Annotated in this window: 20 protein-coding genes; 16 read left to right on the forward strand and 4 right to left on the reverse strand. The window is 66.4% G+C overall.

Annotated features, from left to right (window positions below):
• The 3 genes from STSP_RS40840 to eccE all read right to left on the reverse strand — a co-directional run.
• On the reverse strand, positions 1-1,778 hold a 1,778-nt coding region (locus STSP_RS40840; protein ID WP_269801059.1), incomplete at its 3' end, for an SCO5717 family growth-regulating ATPase.
• Positions 1,779-1,965: 187 nt separating this feature from the next.
• Positions 1,966-2,811, reverse strand: a complete 846-nt coding sequence (locus tag STSP_RS29135; protein WP_067283954.1) for a hypothetical protein — start codon at positions 2,809-2,811, stop codon at positions 1,966-1,968.
• On the reverse strand, positions 2,811-4,127 hold the full coding sequence (eccE, locus tag STSP_RS29140; RefSeq protein ID WP_107441429.1) for a type VII secretion protein EccE: 1,317 nt from the start codon (positions 4,125-4,127) through the stop codon (positions 2,811-2,813). The genes STSP_RS29135 and eccE overlap by 1 nt, the downstream gene beginning before the upstream one ends.
• Positions 4,128-4,517: 390 nt before the next feature.
• Between eccE and eccB the strand changes: the two genes are divergently transcribed.
• From eccB to STSP_RS29215, 15 genes are all read left to right on the forward strand, one after another.
• Positions 4,518-6,107, forward strand: a complete 1,590-nt coding sequence (gene eccB / locus STSP_RS29145; protein ID WP_067283956.1) for a type VII secretion protein EccB — start codon at positions 4,518-4,520, stop codon at positions 6,105-6,107.
• Between the two features lie 238 nt (positions 6,108-6,345).
• Positions 6,346-6,657: a WXG100 family type VII secretion target gene (locus STSP_RS29150; RefSeq protein ID WP_067283958.1), complete on the forward strand. Its 312-nt coding sequence runs from the start codon at positions 6,346-6,348 to the stop codon at positions 6,655-6,657.
• Between the two features lie 120 nt (positions 6,658-6,777).
• Positions 6,778-7,062, forward strand: a complete 285-nt coding sequence (locus tag STSP_RS29155; RefSeq protein WP_067283960.1) for a WXG100 family type VII secretion target — start codon at positions 6,778-6,780, stop codon at positions 7,060-7,062.
• A gap of 242 nt (positions 7,063-7,304) precedes the next feature.
• Positions 7,305-8,678 carry a type VII secretion-associated serine protease mycosin gene (mycP, locus tag STSP_RS29160; RefSeq protein WP_078067593.1) on the forward strand — a complete coding sequence of 458 codons (1,374 nt, stop codon included), beginning with the start codon at positions 7,305-7,307 and terminating at the stop codon, positions 8,676-8,678.
• Between the two features lie 93 nt (positions 8,679-8,771).
• Positions 8,772-9,137 (forward strand): hypothetical protein, encoded by a 366-nt coding sequence (locus tag STSP_RS29165; protein WP_067283963.1) that lies wholly within the window; start codon positions 8,772-8,774, stop codon positions 9,135-9,137.
• A 37-nt stretch (positions 9,138-9,174) separates the two neighbouring features.
• On the forward strand, positions 9,175-10,737 hold the full coding sequence (locus STSP_RS39355) for a hypothetical protein (RefSeq protein ID WP_157902925.1): 1,563 nt from the start codon (positions 9,175-9,177) through the stop codon (positions 10,735-10,737).
• Positions 10,738-10,856: 119 nt separating this feature from the next.
• The gene (gene mycP, locus STSP_RS29180) at positions 10,857-12,179 is read left to right on the forward strand and encodes a type VII secretion-associated serine protease mycosin (RefSeq protein WP_232789836.1); all 1,323 of its coding nucleotides are present in this window, start codon (positions 10,857-10,859) and stop codon (positions 12,177-12,179) included.
• Positions 12,180-12,232: 53 nt separating this feature from the next.
• Positions 12,233-12,568: a hypothetical protein gene (locus tag STSP_RS29185; protein WP_232789837.1), complete on the forward strand. Its 336-nt coding sequence runs from the start codon at positions 12,233-12,235 to the stop codon at positions 12,566-12,568.
• Complete coding sequence (locus STSP_RS37645; RefSeq protein ID WP_157902926.1) at positions 12,568-13,755, forward strand: WXG100 family type VII secretion target; 1,188 nt, start codon at positions 12,568-12,570, stop codon at positions 13,753-13,755. The genes STSP_RS29185 and STSP_RS37645 overlap by 1 nt, the downstream gene beginning before the upstream one ends.
• A gap of 1,357 nt (positions 13,756-15,112) precedes the next feature.
• Positions 15,113-16,555: a hypothetical protein gene (locus STSP_RS39360; RefSeq protein WP_157902927.1), complete on the forward strand. Its 1,443-nt coding sequence runs from the start codon at positions 15,113-15,115 to the stop codon at positions 16,553-16,555.
• Positions 16,556-16,868: 313 nt separating this feature from the next.
• On the forward strand, positions 16,869-17,333 hold the full coding sequence (locus tag STSP_RS29195) for a hypothetical protein (RefSeq protein ID WP_157902928.1): 465 nt from the start codon (positions 16,869-16,871) through the stop codon (positions 17,331-17,333).
• 476 nt (positions 17,334-17,809) lie between these two features.
• Positions 17,810-18,238, forward strand: a complete 429-nt coding sequence (locus STSP_RS29200) for a hypothetical protein (RefSeq protein WP_067283973.1) — start codon at positions 17,810-17,812, stop codon at positions 18,236-18,238.
• Between the two features lie 517 nt (positions 18,239-18,755).
• Entirely contained in the window at positions 18,756-19,055 is a 300-nt protein-coding gene (locus tag STSP_RS39365; protein ID WP_157902929.1) for a hypothetical protein, read from the forward strand.
• Positions 19,056-19,112: 57 nt separating this feature from the next.
• On the forward strand, positions 19,113-19,769 hold the full coding sequence (locus STSP_RS29210) for a hypothetical protein (protein WP_067283977.1): 657 nt from the start codon (positions 19,113-19,115) through the stop codon (positions 19,767-19,769).
• Positions 19,770-19,843: 74 nt separating this feature from the next.
• Positions 19,844-20,098 (forward strand): hypothetical protein, encoded by a 255-nt coding sequence (locus STSP_RS29215; RefSeq protein ID WP_067283978.1) that lies wholly within the window; start codon positions 19,844-19,846, stop codon positions 20,096-20,098.
• 4 nt (positions 20,099-20,102) lie between these two features.
• On the opposite strand, the gene STSP_RS29220 is transcribed toward STSP_RS29215, so the two are convergent.
• On the reverse strand, positions 20,103-20,756 hold the full coding sequence (locus STSP_RS29220; RefSeq protein WP_067283980.1) for an ATP-binding protein: 654 nt from the start codon (positions 20,754-20,756) through the stop codon (positions 20,103-20,105).
• Between the two features lie 211 nt (positions 20,757-20,967).
• Here STSP_RS29220 and STSP_RS29225 point away from each other — a divergent pair.
• The coding region (locus STSP_RS29225) for a Scr1 family TA system antitoxin-like transcriptional regulator (RefSeq protein WP_157902930.1) at positions 20,968-21,488 on the forward strand (521 nt) is incomplete at its 3' end.

Here is a 21,488-nt window from a genome sequence, read left to right on the forward strand (position 1 = left end):
GCCTGCGGGCCGGGCGGGGCGGTCCAGCCCTGGTTGCCGTAGGCGGCGGGCGGGGTGGCGGGCTGCTGCTGGGAGACCTGCTGCGGCGTCTGCTGCTGCGGCAGGGGCTGCTGGGCCGGTGGCTGCTGCTGGGCCGGTGGCTGTTGCTGCGGCTGGGCGGGCTGTGGGTAGCCGTAGCCGGCCTGCTGGGGCGGGTAACCGTAACCGGGCTGCCCGGCCTGCTGCGGCAGCGGCTGGGCGGGGGGCTGCGGATAGCCGTAACCGGCAGCCTGCGGCTGACCGGGCTGCTGCTGTCCGGCCTGCGGCTGCGCCGGCTGCGGTTGTCCGGCCTGGGGCGCCTGCTGCGGGTACCCGTATCCGGCGGCCTGCGGCTGTGCGGGCTGGGGCTGTCCGCCCTGCGCCGGGTACCCGGGCTGCTGCTGGGCCGGGCCGAACGAGCCCTGCGGCGAGGGCTGGTGGGCGAGTTGCCCGGGCCCCGGCTCGGCCGGGGGCTGCGGGTAGCCGTATCCGGCGGTCTGTGCGGCTGCGGCTTGCGCGGCTGCGGCTTGTGCTGCGGCGGCCGCGGCCTGCTGGTCCGGCTGGCCTGCCTGCTGCGGTACTCCCTGGCCCTGGGGGTGCGCGGGCGCGAAGCCCTGCGGCAGCGGGGGGAGTGCGTGGTCGGGCTGGGGCGCCGCCGCGGGGGGCTGCGCGGCGGGCGGCACCTGGGGCTGCTGCCCCTGCGCCGCAGGCAGGGGTCCGGGAGCGGTGGGCGCCGTCGCCGTCTCCGCCTCGGTCTCAGCCTCCGGCTCTGCTTCCGCCGTTGCCGATGCGTCCTCGGTACCGGCATCGGGGGTTTGCGTGTGCGAGTCCGCATCGGACCGGACGTCCGCTGTCTCGTCGCTCTCGGCACCGGACACGGACCCGGCGGAGTCGGCCGACTCAGGCTCGTGGCTCCGCTCCTCCTCCGGCTCCTCGTCGTCGGCACCGCCGAACAGCCTCGCCGCCTCGGCGTCGGCGGCGGCATGGTTGAGCTCGGCCATCGGCTGCTCGGCCGTCGGCGGCTCAGGTGCGGGCTGTTCGGGCACACCGGCCGTCGGGGCAGCGGCCTGGGGCGGGTTGCCCTGGGAGTCCTCGTCGACCGGCCGCAGTACGGGGAAGCCGGGCGCGGCGGGCGGCTGGGCCGGCGTCTGCTGCTGAGGCTGAGGCTGTCCGAAACCGCCCGACGTTTCGTGGCCCGGCTGGGGCGTGCCGGCTGCGGCCTGCTGCGGGTAGCCGTACCCGCCGGGTGCCGCCGCGCTGCCTGCCGCAACCGGGGCGCCCGGCGCGGACTGCTGCGGGTAGCCGTACCCGTCAGGTGCCGCCGCGCTGCCGGTCGTCAGGGGCGTGCCCGGCGCGGACTGCTCCTGCGGAAATCCGTAGCCACCCGTGCCGTACTGGTTCGCGCCGGGCGCGCCCTGCGCGGGCTGCTGCGGCGCGCCCTGGGCGTACGGCTGCGCCGCTGCGGGAGCCTGCGGTGCTGGGGCCTGCGGTGCCGGAGCCTGCGGCGCGGGAGCCTGAGGCGCGGCACCGCCCGGCGGCCCGGTGGGCGTTCCGAGGGGCGGTCCGGACGGCGGTGGAGGTGGCGAGGTCTGCCCGGCGTCCCGTTGTCCGCCGGCCGCGGAGCCACCCTGCGTGCTTTGGGCATACCAGGCAGGAGGTGTGTAGACGATTTCGAACTCGCCGGTGAGATCCACCTCGTGATCGTCCCCGCCGTCCGAGGACGGGCTGCCGCCGTTGTACTCGGACCGATCCCTGTTCACTGCTTGCCTCCTGGTCAGCCACTGTTGCGGAGCTGGTCGTCGTCGCGGCCGGCGGACCGGGTGGCGAGTCCCACGCGGCTGCGATTGTCACCGCATCACCAGAAGCCTAGTCACTCGCATGGCGGTACGGAAAAGCACCCGGGGGGCGCGGTCTGTGCGTACCGCGCCCCCCGGAGGCGACGATGCATCAGTCCATGCGGCGGGCCACGCCGAGCAGGCCCGTCTCCGCATCGGTGGGTTCGGTCATGACGAACTTGCGGTGTTTGCGGGTGCACCACAGGGCGACGCTGTCATGCAAAGCCGGCAGGTGGTCGAGCTGCTCGTCCGGTATGCCCAGAGTGTCGCGTACGATCTCGGTCTCCTGCGGCGAGATGCGCTGGATCGCGACCAGATGGGCCTGCGCCAGCCAGCGCGGCGCGTGTTCACCGACGAACGGCAGCACCGTCACCACGGCCTGCCACGGCAGGGAGGTCACGCGCCCGCGCGGCGGGCGGATGCCGCAGTCCCGGATCAACACCACCGGGCTCGACACGGAGGGGCCCTGTGCGGGCACCCGTCCCACCGGATAGACCGTCACGCACTGCTGGCCGCCGCCCGCCGCCTGGGCCAACTGCTGCCATGCCTGCGGACGGCCCGTCTCGACGCCCACGCGTGCGCCCGTCGCGGCGGCGCGCAGCGCCAGCACCTGCGCAAGCCACAGGCCACCGACGAGCACGACGTCGAAGGGGGTGGGGCGGGACAGGCCGAGCACGGCTGGCTGCTGTTCCGGGTCGGCTCCGATGATCACGCCGTCGTCGCCGATCGGCATGCTGATCGCCGCGAGCTCGTCGGCGGTGACGACATGGCGGTTCCGGCGCGGCCCGCGCAACCCGAAACCCGGGCTGAAGATGCGCCGTTGCTGCTGCGCTGCCTGCGGCTGCCGGATGATGGGGATCATGCCGGTGTCGGTGGGCGAGGCCACGTGTGCGGGCGTGCGTCCGGAGACGGCCCGGCCCTGCTGACCCGGGGGCATGGTCGAGGCGGGGAAGGACATCAGTACGTACCTCCGAGCGGCAGAGTGGCGAGGGCTCCCGGGACCTGCTCCCGGTCGAGGCGTACCAGACCGACCTTCGCGGCGCTCGCGGCCCGCTCCAACTCGCGTCCCACCTGGCCGAGTTCGCTGTCACCGCGGGCGGTGACGCGGATGTGGCCGGTGAGGGACACACCACGGTTGCCGGCCTTGCCCAGCGTCACGCTGAACGTCGTGGCGAGGACCGGGAGCGAGGTGAACCGCGTGATGAGCTCGGGCAGCGCCACACCGCCGTTCCCCAACTGCGGCCAGCGGGAGAGCCAGTACGTGGTGTGCCACCGGTCGTCGACGCGCCAGGTCCGCACCGACTCGACCGTACGCCGCTGGGGCGCCCGCCCGTCCTGAGCATGCTGCGCGTTGGCGCGCGGGTTCAGGCAGCTGGACGTCGCGAGCGCCTGCACCAGCTCGTTCTCGTCCAGGATGGTCGCCTTGAACCCGGCCCCGGCCAGCCGGCTCGCCAGCTGGTCCGCCACCCGCAGCAGTGCACGCTGCGCCCCCGGAACGCCGTCTCCGCGCGCCTGAACCGCCTCCGGGCACAGTTCCGGATCGAGCTTGAGCGCGACCCAGGTGAGCCGGAGCGCAGGCGAACCGGCCTGCGCCTGGAGGGGGCCGTACGACCGAGCGGCGATCGACTGCTGGGGCAGATGCGGCGCGGGCGCCGGCTGGGTGTGCTGCACGACCTGTGCGGACGCGAGACGGATCCCGTCGACCTCCAGGGCGCCCTGGATCAGTTGGAGCGGCAGCTGACGCCCGGCGGACTCCGGGCGCAGCGGCTCGTCTCCCGGCTGCACGAAGAGCACGGTGGTCAGGAACGTCCCGTCACCGATCATGCCGATCGAGCGGTCGTCACGGGACACGAACGTGTACGTCCGCAGGGCGGGGTCGCACTCCACGACCGGGGCCAGCATCGGTTCCGTCCCGGGCGGCACGGGCTGCTTGGCGTCGCGTCGGCGCGACCTCAGCGCCCGCGATGTCTCGTACCACTCGGGCAGCGGCCGGCGGCCCCGGCGCAGGACCGCCAGAAGCAGCAGCAGCGCCGCCACGGCACCGGCCGGGGCCAGCAGCCACGACGCGTCGGTGGCCCAGGCGGTCAGCATGACGGCCGCCGCGAGCTCCACCAGGATCAGCTGTTGCAGCCGCACCGGGCCCATACCGCCGGGGCTGGGCAGCGTGCGCGGCGACGCGGCGACGGGGGCCGGAGCCGACGTGCGTCTGCGGCCCGGACCGTCCTGTTGCTGCTGTGCGCGGCGTCCGCGCCGAGTGCTCGTAGCGCTGGTCATCCCCCGGGACATCCCTTTCGCGAAGTCGTGGCCGTTCGTCGGGTGGAGATCCTCTGTTGGAGATCCCGGCGACGGGGCCAGGGGCACCGATGGCCCACATCATCTATGCGAGTGGCTCACGGTACCCGCTGCTGAACGCGGGGCGACACAGGGGACACCGAAACCCCAGGTGGCCAGCCTTTCACGGACCGGCCCCGCATGGTGGAACGCTGTGGTGAAGCTCTGTGAAGATGCGGGGGCGGCCGCACACCTGATGGATCGTCGTCATGCGGCGCAGTGCATAGTAGTTGCCTGCTCGGCCGCAGCGGCCTCTCGAGCACGGTCGAGCACCACCTCACGATCGAGCATCACCTCACGATCGAGCACCACAAAACAGGAGATACGGGGACCATGGCAAAGCGTCGGGATGAGCTCGCCGCCTACACGTTCGCTCGCAAGCGCACCGTCGCGGCCTTCCTTGCGCCGTCGCCGGGGGGCTCCGAAGAAGGTGCGCCGCGTCCCATCCGTACCGTGATGCCCAGCCTGGCGGTCGGCGTCGTGCTGGTCGTGGGCTTCATCGCCTGGGGCGTGATCAAGCCGGCGGCGCCCGTGGGCTGGGACACCCCCGGTGAGTACATCATCGTCGACAGCGACTCCACGACGCGCTACGTCGTCCTCGAGGACGAGGGGGCGAACGGCAAGAAGACCAAGACGCTGCACCCCGTCCTCAACTACGCCTCCGCCAAGCTCCTCCTCGACAAGGGCAAGGGCACCGTCAAGGAGGTCCCCGGCAAGGAGATCGACAAGAGCGGCATCCCGCACGGCGCGACCCTCGGCATCCCGTACGCCCCCGACCGGCTGCCCTCCAAGGAGGACGCGGAGAAGGCGAAGACCTGGGCGGTGTGCGAGCGCCCCACACCCGGATCGGACAACGCCGTCGACCGTGCCGTCTTCGTCCTCGACGCCGATGATGCGAAGTCGCTCGGGAACGCCGGGAAGGTCGGCGCCGACGAGGCCCTGTACGTCGTCGACACCTCGACCCAGCGGAAATACCTGGTCGACGGCAAGGGCAAGCTCTTCCTGCTCGGCGGCCGGTCGGGTGTCGACTCCACCGCCCAGGTGCAGTTGCTCGCCGCCGTCTTCGGCACCAGCTCGGCCGAGCCGCAGCCGGTGAGCCGGGAGTGGCTGCGCACCTTCAACGGAGCCGGCGCCATCACCTTCCCGACGGTTCCGAACATCGGCCGGCCGACCACGGTCCAGGGGCTTCCGCCCGAGGCGCAGACGGTGGGCCGGGTGCTCAAGGCGCAGGAAGCGCAGGGCGAGCAGTACTACGTCGTCCTCGAGGACCGGGTCGCCCCCATCACGCCCTTCGTGGCCGCGCTGCTCAAGAGCTCGCCCGCTGCCCAGCAGGTGTTCGGGCCCGATGACCTCGACCCCGTCGACGTCAACACCTCGGCCATCATCGCCGCCAACGGCGGCCAGGCGGACGGCTTCTACGCGGACAAGGGATGGCCCCAGAGCGTTCCGCGGCAGGCCAACCCCGCGGCGACGGCGACCGAGGACGCCCGTACCACCTCGTGCAGCGTCTACGACGGCACCATCGGCGAGAACGACAAGCCGCACCTCGCCGCCTGGGCCGGGAAGGCGTACCCCAAGAAGGTCATCGCCGACTCGCTGGGCGCCTACGTCTCGTCCGGCTCGGGGCTCCTCTTCCAGGAGGTCACCGGTACGGCGAAGGGCGGCGGACGGACGTACCTGCTGACCGACACGGGCCTGCGCTACTCGCTGCCGGCGAACAACGACAGCACCGCGGAGGAGACCGGCAGCGGTTCGGCGTCGTCCTCGTCGGAGAGTGAGCCGAGCGAGACGGACAAGGCGCGCACGCGGCTTGGATACGAGGAGCTCTCCAACCTCGCCATCGTGCCGCAGTCCTGGGCGACGTTCATCCCGAAGGGGCCCACTCTGGACACCGGCAGCGCTGCGCAGCCGCAGAGCCAGTGAGAGCCGTTGAGGGCCAGTGAGAGGTCCGTGATCGGCCAACTGGCTTGAAGGCCATGGGACTTGAGGGCGATGGTCACAGGATGGCAGCTCATGTGTGTGAGCCGTGTAACTGATCGCCCTGGCCTGTGGATGTGTGACATACGGACGATAGAGTGTTTGCAGCTCTCAAAAATGCGTAGCTTCTCCGGGCACCGATGCAGGTAACCCGGTTCGACAACGACATGGGGGAAGGTTCATCATGGCCGGCCAGTTCCGGGTAACAGAAGACGAACTGACCAAGCTCTCCGGTGACATCAGCACCGTCAACGGTCAGCTGCAGGGCGAGATCCGTCGTCTCAACGGGGTGATCGACCAGATCGCGGGCGGCTGGCAGGGCCAGGCGGCCCAGTCGTACCGCCAGCTGCAGGAGCGCTGGAACGCGGACGCGAAGAGGATGAGCGACATCCTCAACGACATCAAGGAAGCCGTGGACTCCACGCGGAGCAACTACTCCGCGTCGGAAGAGCAGCAGAACAGCGAGATCAGCAAGATCATGTCGGACTTCGGCTGATCGAGCCGTCTTCGGCTGATCGAGCCGTACTGGTCCGAGATTCTCCAGTTCTCCCGAAGTTCTGCCCAAAAGCCACTGACTCACTGAACTTCCTTCGACTCTTCCTGAAAGGGAACGACGATGTCGATCCTCGTCAATTACGCGACCATCACCAACGCGTCCACGGACGTGCGTACGACCGCCGGCCGCATCAAGCAGCAGCTCGACGACCTCGAGGCCGCGGTCAAGCGCGTCGCCAACACCTGGGAAGGTGAGGCCCAGGAGGGTTACCAGCGCAAGCAGCGTGAGTGGGACCAGACCGCCGCCGACCTGCACGCGACCCTGCTGAAGATCTCCACGGCGCTGCAGAGCGCGGCCGACAACTACCAGGCCACCGAGAAGAGCAACGCCCAGACCTGGGGCTGAGCCGTCGGCTGCCCGAGGGGCATGAGATGAAGAGAATCGGCCCAGCCGACGCCACGGCGTCAGCTGGGCCGATCCCTTCTCCGGACCCGTACACAACACATCCCAGGAATCTCCACATTCCCGGGAACGTCTTCACAGCGCATCTTCACACAGACATGACCCAGCTTCGAAGGAAGCAAGCAAGCCCTGGGGGCCTGAATATGGGCCTGGATATGGGGCGCCTGAATATGGGGGGCCTGAATATGAGGGCCACGGTAGCCCGTTCGCGTCGCCGCGCGAGTGGATCCCGCGCACTGCAGCGGGCCTTCGGTGTGCTCGCGGTCACGGGCATCTGCCTTACGTCGGCGTCGGCGGCGGTCGCGGAGCCGTCGCGGGCGGACGTGGCACTGGCCGAGCCGAGCGTGACTGGTTCGGAGGTGGCCGGTTCGGCGGTGGCCGACCGGACGGTGGCTGACCCCGCGGTGGCTACCCGCCTCGCCGACTCCGACGGCCCCGACTTCGGCCTGTCGGCCAGCACCGAATGCGTCTTCGGCGGCAAAGTCATTCAGTCCACGCCCTGGTCGCTCCAGCGCATCCTCCTGGACCAGCTGCGCGAACAGGCGACGGGCAAGGGCGTCACGGTCGCGGTGATCGACACCGGTGTCGACGACTCCAACGTCCAGCTCCGCGGCGCCATGGCGTCCGGAGGCGAGGACTACGTCGGCTCCACAGACGGCACCCAGGACCTCGAAGGCCACGGCACCCGGGTCGCGGGCATCATCGCCGCCCGCCCACTCAAGGGCACGGGCTTCGTGGGCCTCGCACCGGAGGCCAAGATCCTCTCCTTCCGCTACACGGGTGGCGAGGGCGAGGAAGGTCAGGGCAACTCGCGGACCATGTCCCGGGCGATCCGCGACGCGGTCGCCAAGGGCGCGGAGATCATCAACATCTCCTCGGACACGGCGAACAGACAGGACAACACGGAACTGCGGAACGCCGTGGAGTACGCGGTGGGCCAGGGCGCCCTGATCGTGGCCGCCGCCGGCAACGACGGAGCCGACGGCAAATCCGCGAAGACGTACCCCGCCTCGTACGACGGTGTCCTGGCAGTGGCGGCCTCCGACCGCAACGACGAGCGCGCCTTCTTCTCACAGTCGGGCGACTTCGTGGACGTCGCGGCGCCGGGCGTAGGCATGGTCTCCACGGTCCCTCAGGGCGGCCAGTGCACCGCCGACGGCACGAGCTTCGCGGCGCCGTACGTCGCGGGCGTCGCGGCCCTGCTGAAGGAGAAGTACCCAGACTGGAGCGCGTCCCAAATCGCCACCCGCATCGAGGAAACCGCCCAGCGCCCGGGCCGCGGCCCAGACCGCTTGATCGGCTGGGGCGTCGTCGACCCGGTCGCCGCACTGTCGGAGGAGTCCACCCCGGGCACCTCCCCGAAACCGGATCCGCCGGTCGCGGCCAGCTCGGGTGGCGTCATCCCGATGGCGGTGACCATGGGCGAGAGCGAGGCGGAACGCGAACGCCGCGTGGCGATTTATGTGCTGGGCGCGGGCCTTGCGTTGGTGCTGGTGGTTGCGGGGAGCGGGGTGGCTGTGCGGGACTGGCGGAGTCGGCGGGTTGGCCGGGCTGCGTAGTGGGGATAGCCGACCAGTTGGCTGGCTTGGGATACGACTTGGGCACCGACCGGGTGCTGACAACTTGAGAATCAGGGGAGAGGACAACGGGGTATGAGCAACGGGATGCGGGTTGATCTGAGCGCGCTGGATGAAGTCATCCGGAAGCTCTGGCGGTTGCTGGACGACATGGACAAGGCCGGCACCACGTCGAAGTACGACACGACAATTCCGGAGCATGCCTTCGGTCAGACTTCTGGAGAAGTTGTGTTCCAGGAGGCCAAGAATCTCCACGCGGCTCAGACCGAAATGAAGACCAAGATCGAGGGCATCATCAAGACGCTCCACGAGTTGATGGACGACTTCAGCACGAAAACCTCGAAGGTCCGGGACAAGTACAACGACGAGGAGCACGAGATCAAGAAGGGCGTGGGGGGCGACTCGGGTGGCTCCACCAATAACCCGATGGCTTCTAAGTAGTCGGGTTCCGGAAAAGCACTGACGAGGGGAGTGGACCATGGCCGGCGCACTTGAGGAACACAGGTCAGCTGAGCAGTACGAGGAAAACAACAACAAGGCTAGGGCGGCCGAGCAGCAGAGCAATCATGACCGCCTCATTGAGTCCGACAAGGTCGCGCGTAATAACGTGCCCTTCAACCGTGCGACCGAGAATGGGAAGACGCCGTTCGTTGAGTACTCGGTCAACGGCTTGCGCAAGATGATCATGGATTCCCAACCCGGAAAGATTTCGGAGGTTGGAACCCACTGGAAAATGGTCCACAACATCCTGTCCGGTGGCGACGGTGACGGCGCGACCGGCGGTGTGGACCAGGTTTCCGCGAAGGACAGCGTCGCGGGCATGCTGAAGAGCGCTGTCGACACCGTCCTCGAGCACTGGGAAGGCGAAGCCGCCCAAGCCTTTAAGCGCAGGGCGGACAACATCGCTGTCCAGATTCGCAACGGGGCTGCGTACGCCAACTTCACGGCGGAGCAACTCTTTGCGATCAGCAAGGACCTCGACGCCGCTAAGACCAAGATGGCGGACATTCACGAACCGTCCAAGCTGGAGAGCGCGGGCGACAAAATGAATGACAACGCCAACCGCGATGACTCCCAGGCGCACAAGGACCTGGCTGCGGGCGTCAGCGCTGGCACCGTTGCCGAGGCGAACGAGAAGAACTTGTCGCTGGGGATGGAGCGTCGCCTGCAGGCCATGGCGGTGATGGAGGAGTTGGCGGCCAACTACAAGGTCTACACGAGCAACCTCAATAGGAATAAGTGGCAGGACAACGAAAAGAGTGTCAGCCCGCCGAACAACGACGTAACGATGCCCCCTCCGATCCCAATGCCGAGTGCTTCGGCGGGAGGGCCGGGTGCAGCTGGCGCGGCCAACAAGCCTTGGAGTGCAGGTTCCACCGCCCGCATCAAGCCGGCTCCGGCGGTGCCCCGAGATGCAGGTATCACGGGAGGCTCTCAGCTCCCGGCAGCCCGAACGAAGGTGGACAGCATCTCTCCCGGCCTGACGGGGACGGGCCCCAGCACGGGCCCTGTCGGTGTCAGCGGCGGTAGCGGTGGCCTCAGTACTGGAGGAACTCAGGGCCCAGGTGTCGTGGCTCCTGGCGGAGTTTCCGGTCTCGGACGAGGCGCTGCTGCACGCGGCAGCGTGGGAGCCGCAGGCATTCGTGGTGGTCTGGGTGGTGGCGGTGCGGCAGCAGGCCGCGGCACCGGAGGTCGGGCCGGTATGGGCGGCATGGGCGGTTCCGGGGCTGGCGCGGCTGGCCGAGGCGGTGCTGGTGCTGGCGGTCGTGGGGCGCTCGCGAAGTCCCGTGGCGGCGTGGTCGGCGCGGCCAAGGGAGTCACTGGCAAGGGCGCCGGCGGCGGTGCAGGCCTGCACGGCAGCCGCGGCGGAACACAGCGTGGCGCCATGGCAGGCGCAGCTGGCGGTATGGGCGGCCGCAACGGCCGACGGTCCGAGGACGAGAACACCAGTGGCGACCGTCCCGACTACCTGGTCGAGGATGAAGAGACCTGGATCTCGGAAGAGGACCGTAACCGGAACGTACCGCGGACCATCGAATAGGCAGGGAAGCGAACCGGAGGAACTGGTTCCGGTCCGCTATGAAGGCTGGCGAAACCAGTCTTAGTTGAGTGAGGAGCAAGGGATTGGGTGTCAAGCGATTCTGGTCCACGACAGGAGTCGTGGCGTTGACAGGAGCCTTGCTCCTCACCTCGGCTCCCACTGCCTCAGCGGATTACATCCGTGACAAGCAGTGGGTAGTAAACGCGATCGACTTCGAGAAGGTGTGGGCAGAGTCACGAGGTGAAGGCGTGACAGTTGCCGTTGTTGATAGCGGGGTGGACGGTAGCCACCCCGATCTGACCGGGCAGGTATTGAAGGGAAAGGATTTTACCGGAGGCGGTGATGCCCAGAATGACACTGACGGGCATGGCACCGGCATGGCAAGCATCATTGCCGGCCATGGACACGGAGAAAATAATTCTGCGGGCGTGATGGGCTTGGCGCCGAAGGCTAAGATTCTTCCGATTAAGGCTGGAAACGGCAGCGTAGGTGAGGAGTGGCCATCCGGGGTTCGCTACGCAGTTGATCACGGGGCCTCGGTAATCAATCTGTCATTTGGTGATTCTCTCGCCCAGCCTGGTTCTGAGGGTGCAGAAGCAATCGAGTATGCACAACAGCATGATGTTGTGGTTGTGGCGAGTACCGGAAATGAAGGAGCTGCAGGTCTGGAGTATCCGGCGAAGCTACCGGGGGTTGTGGCTGTTGGTGCAGTTGACGAGTCTCTAAAGATCTGGGACGACTCCAACTACGGTGAAGGCGTGACCCTGGTAGCCCCAGGCGCGAAGATCGTCCGAGCAGACACGAGCCAATCCAACGGCTACGCGGAAGCCGATGGCACCTCAGACGCAACTGCCTACGTCTCCGCCACCGCAGCACTCATTCGCGCCAAGTACCCCGACCTCACCGCAGGCCAGGTCATCAACCGCCTGATCAAATCAGCGTACCTCCCCGACGACGTCACGAAGGCACCTGACGAGGAGTACGGCTACGGCGTCATCCGCCCCTACGCGTCTCTGACCCGGGACATCCCCAAGGGCCCCAAGCAGGGCCCCCTCGCCCAGCCCTCTCCTTCCACGTCCACGAATTCCGGCACCGCCTCCGAGGACAACGACAGCACGACCCAAGCCAAGAAAAAGAAGAAGTCCTCGTCGGGCAACATCCTCATCATCGCCGGCATCGCAGCCGCAGTGGTCGTCATCGGCATCCTCTTCGCGGTACTCCGCAACCGCCGCAACGGCGGTAACGGCGGCCCCGGCTCCGGCGGCGGAACGCCCCCTCACGGCACGGGCTACCCGCCCCAGCCCCCGACGGGCTACCAGCCGTACCCCAACACACCTCCCAACCAGGGCTACCCCACCAACCAGGGCTACCCCCCGCCTCCAGCACAGTCCCCGCAGCACCCCAACCCCTACGCCCAACAACCGCCCTCGGAGGATCGATGAGCGCGCCATCCCACCGGGTTTAGTGCACCCACGTGACCATCAAGGGATAACAAGTGGCCGACGATACGGCGTACTACGCAGACAACGCGGGCAGGAATCTGGCCCGAAAGTTCGAACTGCAAGCATATGATCTTCGCGCCTTCCTTAAGTCGTTCGAGAACGAAACGGGAGAAGAAGCCATCACAGATGGCTTTGGGGTCCTGACGGAGTCGGAGGAGGTCACCACTGCCTATCTCGAGTTCTCGGCAGAAGCACTCCGCGCTATGACGCTCGTGCACAGACACTTGGACGACATCGCGGATGCGCTGAAGCAGGTCAATGCCAATACAGAGGTAGGCGACCAGGAAGTTGCCGCGCTCTTCGGTAAGAGCGCTGACGGGGGCAAGTGATGAGCGGAAACGAGTCGGTAGCCGAAGAAATTGTCGAAGCCGGCTTCGAAGTCATCAGCCCTGGTGGCCGGCCAGAAGAGTTGAGGCAGGCCGCCAAAGCATGGCGGAAACTCAGATCAGACGTCGCGGGGCCCGAGGGAATCCTCCAGGCGCTGGATAAGAATGTCGAGGCTACGGTCGGGGACACATGGCGCGGCCCCGCGGCTGAAGCGTTCAGGAAGCATTGGACTGAATTTCGTAAAGCAGTCGAGCAAGCTACTGAGCAATACGACGAGATTGCCGCGGGGCTTGATGAGGCCGCCGATGCCATCGAGGAATGTAATGAAGAGATTCAGGCGATCTATGCAGAGATCGGCATCTCGATCGGCGTCGGAGTAGCCCTCTCCTTTGTGACATTTGGATTCGGTGGTGCCGCAGCGGCGGCAAATGCTGCTCGTCTCGCGGCCCAGGCAGTGCGCATCGCTGGACGTCTCGGGGAGATTCTGCGCCGGATCGGCACTGCGTTCCGTACGCTCCGGACGCTAGCGCAGACCCATAAGTTTCTGGCGAATGTCGGAATTAATGCGATCGGCAACTTCGCCGGCTCGCTCGGCGGTGCAGCAGTGGAGGGGGGCGGGATCACTCCTGCCGAACTTGGCGAGGCGGCTTGGCAGTCTTCCCTCGGCGCCCTAGCTGGAACTGGGCCTGGTCTGTTCGTTGCGGGCAAGGTTGCAGGGCGACTCGGCGACAATTTGGCGGGTGCCATGGCGTCCGGCGCCGCTGGTGGTGCCACCGGCAACGTGACAGGTGGATTTGTCGTTGACGGAGTTCGCATGGGAACCGGGGACCTCCCGGTCTCCGGTGATGGTTTTAAGGAAATGGGCTACGACGCCCTCGCTAACGCCATAGGCGGCTCCGTCGGAGGTGGTGCCGCGGGTGGCATCGGGTACGGAGCTTCACATCAAAGCGATGGGGTCCAAAAACCGGATGGCTTTCCGGATTATCCTCAACGAACCGGTCCCGATACAGCTTTTGAAGGAATTCCCGCAGGACTGGGGGCCACCGGCGCTGGTGCGGCAACCAGCCGTATTGAAGAGGCTATGGAAGGGGACGGCAGTGACGGGGGTGACCAGAAGGATTCACCGAAGGTGGAGACCCGGTCGCAGCCCTCGGCGGGACGGCGCAGTATCAGAGACGACTTTGGGTGAGCAATATGTTCCGTACCATGAGGGTTTGCCTAGCGCTCGTCGCTCTGGGGATTGTTGCAGTCGTTGTACGTGCTCTTACATCGCCTTCTGAGCCAACGCCCCGTTGGGACCTGTTTATTTGCATTCTGGTGGCTCTGGCAGGTGCAATCGGCGGCTTCATCGAGCTCCGCCGAAGCAGGCTCTCAGCAGTGGGCGTTGATTCTGGAGGCCGGTATTGGTGGCCAGCGCAGCGCAGCACGTGGATGGGATTTGGTCTCTTCCTCATCGTTGTTCCTGTGCTCCTTGTGGTTTACGCGACGTTCTCTTACTCGGCCGACGCGTGGCGCATCACCGAGGCTGGCCACACCATCAGTGAGGTCAAGGTCCACGAGGTTCTCTCATCCGAGCACTCCAGGAACCAGCGGACGCGAAACAGCACTTACTCCTCAAAGGTCGAAGTCTCGATCCCTTTCGCTAGTGGTACTCGGGATGTCACAGGCAAGGTCTTCTCCGACGAGCCGATGCGTCCCGGAGATGAGGTGTGGGCTCTGTACGCACCTTCGTCGGGATCTTTGGGAGCCATTCTGGACACCGACCGGGCGGCCTTGGAGGAGAAGACTGGTGGTCCCGCCGGGTTGCCTCTGATTCTCTTGGTGGCGGGCTGGACAGCCTGGTGGCTCTTCCTGGCGTTGGTTTGCGGCAGTGTTGGGAGTTCACTTCCTGCACTGAGAAGCGGCCGTGTCCGGGCCCTTGGAGTCTCTGTCGTCGGAGGTGGGGCAGCTAGAGTCAACAAGACACAGGATGGGTCGGAGACGGGCCGGCCGCATCCGTGCCTGCTTCTAGAAGGAGCGGACGGCGCTCGGATGCGCCTCTTTATGGATCGAGCGGTAAATCCAGTTTCGCTGGCTGCCGATACCGGGGGAGAAGCTCAGCTCTACTGGGCTCCGCGACCTCGCAGTGGGCAGCAGGGCTCTGCTAGGCGCCAAGCTGTTCTTGTTGCGCCGGACAACCGATACGTCCGTGGGTGGGTTGACGCTGCTCCTGGTTCCGTATTCCCCGATGGCGCACCAGTGCCTGCATCGAAGGAACTCCCAGGCGGCCGCGAACTGCGCGCTATTAGGACGCTGCCGACTTGGGACCCCGCAGTACACGGTGCTGGATTCGTGGCCCTGCAGGTTGCGCTACTGGCGTTGATGATGATGACGCTGGGTGTAGGTGCCGCCGGTGCAGTGCTCTTGGCGTCAGTTGCTGTCCTGGCCCTTCCTGTTGCCTGGATGGTCACGGCAAGCCGTCGTACACGGCACCTGACCAAACTCCCTGTGCGGGATGAGCCTGCTGACGCGAAGTAACCGATCCACCGAATTCGTCAGGGCTTTGGGTGAACCGCGAAACGATCGTTCCTGTGAACTTCAAGTCTGCTCAGAGAGTCGGCCAGTGGTCCGCCAGGCTTGGCTTCGTGGCTGGTGCTGTCGTATTCATGCTCTGGTTTTTCAGTTCCGAGCCGACCCTGCGCCGCCAGGCGATCCTTGTATCTCTGGCGTGCGCGATCCTCAGCGTTGTCGCTGTCGCTCTGTATCAGCGCAAGATCGGTGGGCCGCAGCCATTCAGTGTGGTTGCAGCAGGCGAGTTCGCTGGGGCCAATGAAGATACAGAGCGTTGTTGGCTCGACTCGGAGGCGACATCGTTGCCTCGGCGTATCCCGTCAAGGCGCCGACAGTTGTTGCGGTCCTTTGCTGGCGCCGTCGGGGTCTGGAGCGTTTTTGTGGGACTGATCGCCATGGCATGGGGATCACCGCAGAGGCCCGAATTGGTGGAGCGAATTCATTCGGCTGGCGCGGTGTTCGCGGAAGTCCAGGTCGACAAAGTCAGCGATGTTCGTTTCCGTGATCCAAGCAAGGGGAAGTCCTACTACACGGCGACCACTCTTGTTCAACTCCCGGATGCGCAGGGTGGGGAGCCGGTTCCGGCGACGGTGACCACGGAATCGTATGACCGATTGAGCCCTGGAGATCGTGTGTCGGTGCTCTATGCCCCCACACAACCGCGACTGGGTGCAGTGGCAGGAGACGAGAGCGATCTGGAGAATGCACTGCGCGGAGCCACGTTGCCCACTCGCATCGTCTGGCTACTCCTTGTTGGGTGGGGCCTTGGACTGTGCGGCATCGTGGCGCTGATGTTCACCGCGCAAGGTTTCCGTACCTTCTCTCGTTTGGGGACGCGCGATAGGGCCATTCGAGGAAAGATCGTTCGAGTCGCACAATTCTCTCACGCCCCCACCGAGCCGGGGAAAGCATCCTCGAAGTCGCAGAGTCTCAGCATCGAAACGGCCACCGGTCATGTGCACTTTTTGGTGGACATCAGGGCGCAGGATTTGCCTGAGTCAGTGACAGGGCAGCCAGTCTGTCTCTGTTGGGATGCGCGCCGTGGCGTGGCGGGTAGACGTTTCTCACCACGAGTGACACCCGCAGCTCTGATTTCGGACCAAGGTTGGGTTATGCATGGGATGCTCGCCGTGAGCGAAGGGCGGTTGTTGGCCGACGTTGGTACTCCGGTTCAAAAGCTGAGTGACGCACCGAGCGGCGGCCGAATGCTTCGCCTTTGGGACCCGCATTCCAAGTGGGCACTCTTCGTGAGCCCCCTAACGTTGGGTCTGCTCGTAGCGATCATTGCCTGTGCAGCGTTGATGACCTTCGACGTGGCAACGGGGTGGCGCTGGGCCGTGGGGATTGCTAGCCCTCTTATGTCGATGCTGCTGGCAGGTTCCTTTCTGATGACGCCCGGGCAGTCAGACGAGCAGCAAGTCCCGGCCTCTCGTGGTTAGAAGCTGTTCTCTATCGACGCATCGGGGGTTGTGGAAGAGCGTGACGAGTACGATCAGCGCCCCGTCCGCAGCGGCTCAATGAGGGTACGGCCGTGGCTCTTTCAAGAGCGGCAAAGACAGTGAGGGACGATTTCGGGTGAGCAGGATGGACCGCACCCGGGAGACGGTCCAGCGGGCGAGGGCATTGGTGCCAGCAGATGAGGTGCTGCGTGCTGATCATGGGGTCTCCTTGGCAGAAAGAGCACCGTTGCCAGGCTATTTCCGTCGCCCGCGGGCTCTACGATCCGAGCGCCGCACGCTCGGGAGCTGGTTGATGATCCCAGTGTTCTGGGTCGCGAGGCTCTATGAGATCACCTGGAACCCGATCGAGGCGCTCGTCGAAGCGTTCACGGAGCGTGAGCCGAAGAAGCCGGGCAAGCCGTTCCACGGTGGCTGGAACAGCATGGCCGGCCATCTGGCCTGCGCCTTGGTGCCGCGAACAAAGAACAACAGGGCCGTGATGTTGCAGGTCACGGACCGCCGCCTGCAGGTTGTGTACATGTCCTACGCGCGTTCCTTCACCGGCAAACCCGGTCCGGTCGAGGTGGGATGGGCTACGGATCTTCGCAACGTGACCTATATCCGCGACCGCAGCGACGTGGCGGGCGGCGACCACGAGATCGCCTTTGTCGACGGTTCGTGGTGCTCGGTCCACTTCGGGGGCCACGGCTGGAGCCGGATGGCGGACGCGTTCCCGGTCCGATTGAGCCACCTCGACCCGGTTCCGAACCCGGCATGAGCTCCCGGTTGCGATCCGTGCCGTCGGGGAATCGCCCGAGACCGGCTTGCTCGGTTCCGGGCGACGCTGGCGGAGCACCTCACCCAGCTGATGGAGAAGGAACCCAACATGACCTACGCGTACTAGCCGCGACGTCACAGCGAGGACGTCAGCACCCTGCCCCGACCCGTTCAAGGCGGCATGGGGAAGACCTCCTGAGGGGGGAGCGACTCTGGGGGGAGAGTCTGCTCGTGTTCCTGCCGATAGGTTGACAATGAGGAGAGCCGATGAAGAGTAACAGCCCTCACTTTCCTTTGAATGAGAGCGAAGCACCGGTTCCATCGGAAGAATTCAGAATTCCGGCGCCCGCGTTCAAGCGTGCCTTCGTCCATCCGGAGACCCGGGACGCCTGGGAGAGGATGCACCGCAAGTTGAGGAGGCGTCGGACGATCTGGTGAGTTCTCTGCCTTCCCTCATTTCTTGCAGTCGGTGCCCTCATGAATCCTGACGCCGGTGAGACGGCCAACAAGATCGGTGGCGCCGCTCTGATCGCCTGGGTGATCGGCTATCCCGCGGTTCTCTACCTCAGCCACAAATCGCTGGGCTGCGTCAGGCGCATGCGGCGTGTCTTGGAGACGCACCCGTGGCGGCTAGTCCCGCACGTGCGCAGGATCAAGGGCACTTGGGAGGCGTACACCGCTGCCGTCCACCTCCAGTACGCCGAGCACGAGAGGCTGACCGGCCTCATGTCCGTCTGGAATCCGGTGAGGACGTACCGGCGGTGGCCCAAGTCCATGGAGTATGGCGCCTGGTACGCGGGCGACACCTTTAACGCCCGGACTGCGGCCAGCAAAAGACGTGGTGTGCTGACGCTTCCGGGTGTCGGCGACCTATTGTCAGTGACGCAACGCCCTGGGAACCACTGACGGGATCCCTGTGTACATGTCCTACGCGCGCTCCTTCACCGGCAGACCCGGTCCGGTCGAGGCGGGGTGGGCTACGGACCTTCGCAACGTGACCTATATCCGCGACCGTAGCGACGTGGCGGGCGGCAACCACGAGACCGCCTTTGTCGACGGTTCGTGGTGCTCGGTCCACTTCGGGGCCACGGCTGGAGCCGGATGACGGACGCGTTCCCGGTCCGATTGAGCCACCGCGACCCGGTTCCGAACCCGGGATGAGTAGCCAGGTGTGAACCAGCCAGCAGTCAATCCGCCCGGACCGGCTCGATCTGTCCATGCCGGCCGCCGGACACGTTCGTGCAGGCCGGCACCGCGGGGCGGGCCGCCGGTCGGGACGACGCCATTTAGCCCCGCTGAACCGGCGGGGCGATCGATCCACAGATGCGCCGCCCCACCAAAGCGGGCCTGAGGCCCGACGGGATCCGGAACGAACAACGACACCGCAACGAATCAGCTTGAGAACGAGAAGGGAATCTTCTTAATGGGCGCCATCGTCCTTGTCGTCGGCATCATCGGCATCGGAGCCGTGATTGCCGCCGTCGTCGTCTTCGCCGCGATGCGTGGCCGTCGCAACTCCGTTACCGGGCCGGTCAACCCTGGCGCCGGAACCTACCCCCAGCACATGGGCTACCCGCCCCAGCAGCCGATCCACCCACCCGCTCAGCAGCCGTACCCGCCAACTCCCTATCAGGGATACCCCACTCCTTCCGGACAGCCGCCCCAGTACCCCAATCCGTACGCCCAACAACCCCCGAATCCGGGTCAACAGGCAGGTCAGTGAATCCGTCTGACGGACATCGGACAGCACCCAGCCGGGCCGGGGACTACAGGAGAAATCGTGCCGCAAGACACTCAAGGTGCCCACGCAGCGGGAACACTGGACACCGCCGCGCTGCGCCGGAAGCTGACCAACGGGGTCTGGTGGGCCGGCGTCCGCAACAGCGGGATCTACGGGCTCATGGCATTCGGAACGCCGGGTCTGGGTGCGGAAGCGAAACGCGCCGGTATGTCCTGGGTGCCCATTATTGGGGGGCCGATGATCTTCGTCGGCATCCTCGGCTTCATCGCCACGCTCTACACCATCCCCCTCGCGGTCATCGCCACTCGCACCTGCCGCAAGACGCTCGCGCAATACTCCTTCGACACCTTCTGCCCGCAGATCACCAAGGTGGACGGCGCTCAGGCGACTAAGGGCCGCCCGAAGAGCATGACGCTCACGCTGCGCACCGCCGAGGGCCAGGAGTCGCCGCTGATGCGGATGAATCCGGTCCCGCGGCGCGGCCCGTGGCGCAACCCGTGGCCCGAAGGCATCGAGAACGGCGTGTACGTCGCGGGCGACCTGCCCTTCGGCGCAGTCGGCTACGTGCCCAGCTCCGGCGCGTTCTTCCTCATGCAGCCGGAGGACTGGGACGCTGCCGCGCAGGACCGCAAGCTGGCGACCCCCGACCGCGTCACCCGGGCCCAGGACGCCGACCTCACCCGAAGGATCATCTAGCTGCGCGTAGACGCCCGCGGAAGGGGCGAGATCGCTGTCGCTGTGAGGCCCAGAAGGCGGCGACGAACGCGGCGATGCCGCCGCAGCGGGCCGGGATCCGGGGTTTCGTGGGCGAGCTGTGGCAGGTCGAGTTTGTGTTTGCCGTGGCCGGCCTCGGCTGGCTCGCGTATCTCGTGATCAGGCCGCCCAAGTCGGACAAGCCGAACCGGAGGCGGGAGCCTTCGCGACCCGAGAAGGCGGCCGAGCGGGTGGGCCTCGGTGTCTTCGTCTGCGCCGCTGTGGGCGTCCTCGGCTGGGTCGCCAACCTCGTGGAGTTGATCACTTCCTAGCAGCTCACGTTTCACCGTCTACGGCAGAGCAGTGCCGACCATGTGGCCCTGCACTCCGCACGGCCAGCGGCTCGGCGGCGTCCACGCGCACCGTGGGACCGTCGTCCAGCACCAGTACCATGACGAAGCCTCCCGTGGGAGACCGCTCACCCCGAACGCTGCGGACCGTGCACCATCTCCCACGCAGCTTGACCTGATCCCCCGCGTGGAGCGTTACGGCCGCGACCTCCCTCTCCGCCGGGACAGCCGCGATGTCCGAGGCCTTGACCTCCGCCCACACCGTCTTCCCGATGCCGCCCTCGCGTTCCTGCACGCCCCAGTGGTGGGTCAGCGCCTCCACGAGCAGCAGCCCACGTCCGCCGATCTCATCCTCGCTGGGGTGCCGCACTGAGGGCCAGCCCTCCCCGGCATCGCTCACCTCCAGCCGCAGCAGCCCACCCTCCTCCGAGTGCGTGATGCGCACACCGACCTGGCGGTCTCGCGGTGCCCGCGCCCGCAGAGCGTTGGTTACCAGTTCTGACAGGACCAACTCCGCCGTATTGAGGACTTCTTGATCGATCTGGCAACCTCCGAACATCGCGGACAGCAAGGCCCGCGCTCGGGGAACGCTGCTGCGACTGCGGGACAGCCGGAAAGAGACTTGGTTCGGTACGGCCATGGCAGCCCCCCAAGGAGTCGACGCTTGACCGGGATCCCGTACAGAGAGACAGAGAAGGCCAGTTAGGCGGGCGGGACACCGGCGTCCATGGCCAGCAGGATGGGTGCGCACCTGGCGAATCTGCAACGTTTCCAGTGGGGATGATGCCGATGTTCCCTCTTTCGGATTAGGGGCGTTTCGTGATACCTGCCGCTCTGCTAAAGGTGTTGGCATGCTTGCCAACAGCGCCACCTCAAGCCCATCGACCGTCCTCGGGCGCCAACTCGGTGACGAACTACGCCGGTTGCGAGAGAGGGCAGGGCTGACGACCGTCCAGGCAGCCGATGCTCTCGACTGCACCAAGGGCAAGATCAGTCGTATGGAGAACGGGCGAGTGGCGGTTCGCCTTCCCGACCTGATGGCCATGCTGCAGGCCTACCAGGTGTCGGACACCGAGCTCTTCGAACGGCTGACCGCACTGGCCCGCAAGGCAAACCGGCGACGCAGGCAAGGATGGTGGAACCAGTACAGCTCCGTTCTCGCCGACACGTATCGCGACTACATTGCCCTGGAAGCCATGGCGGAATCCATCCGTACCTTCCATGCGCAGCTCGTCCCAGGCCTGCTCCAAATCCCGGAGTACATCCGTGCCGTGACGGTGGCGTCACGGCAATGGGAGACCGGGGATGAGATCGAGAAGTTCGTGCAGGTGCGCTTGGCGCGTCAACAGCGGCTGGCCGATGACCCTCCATG

Origin of the sequence: Streptomyces jeddahensis (assembly GCF_001642995.1) — a bacterium.
Taxonomy (GTDB): Bacteria; Actinomycetota; Actinomycetes; order Streptomycetales; family Streptomycetaceae; genus Streptomyces; species Streptomyces jeddahensis.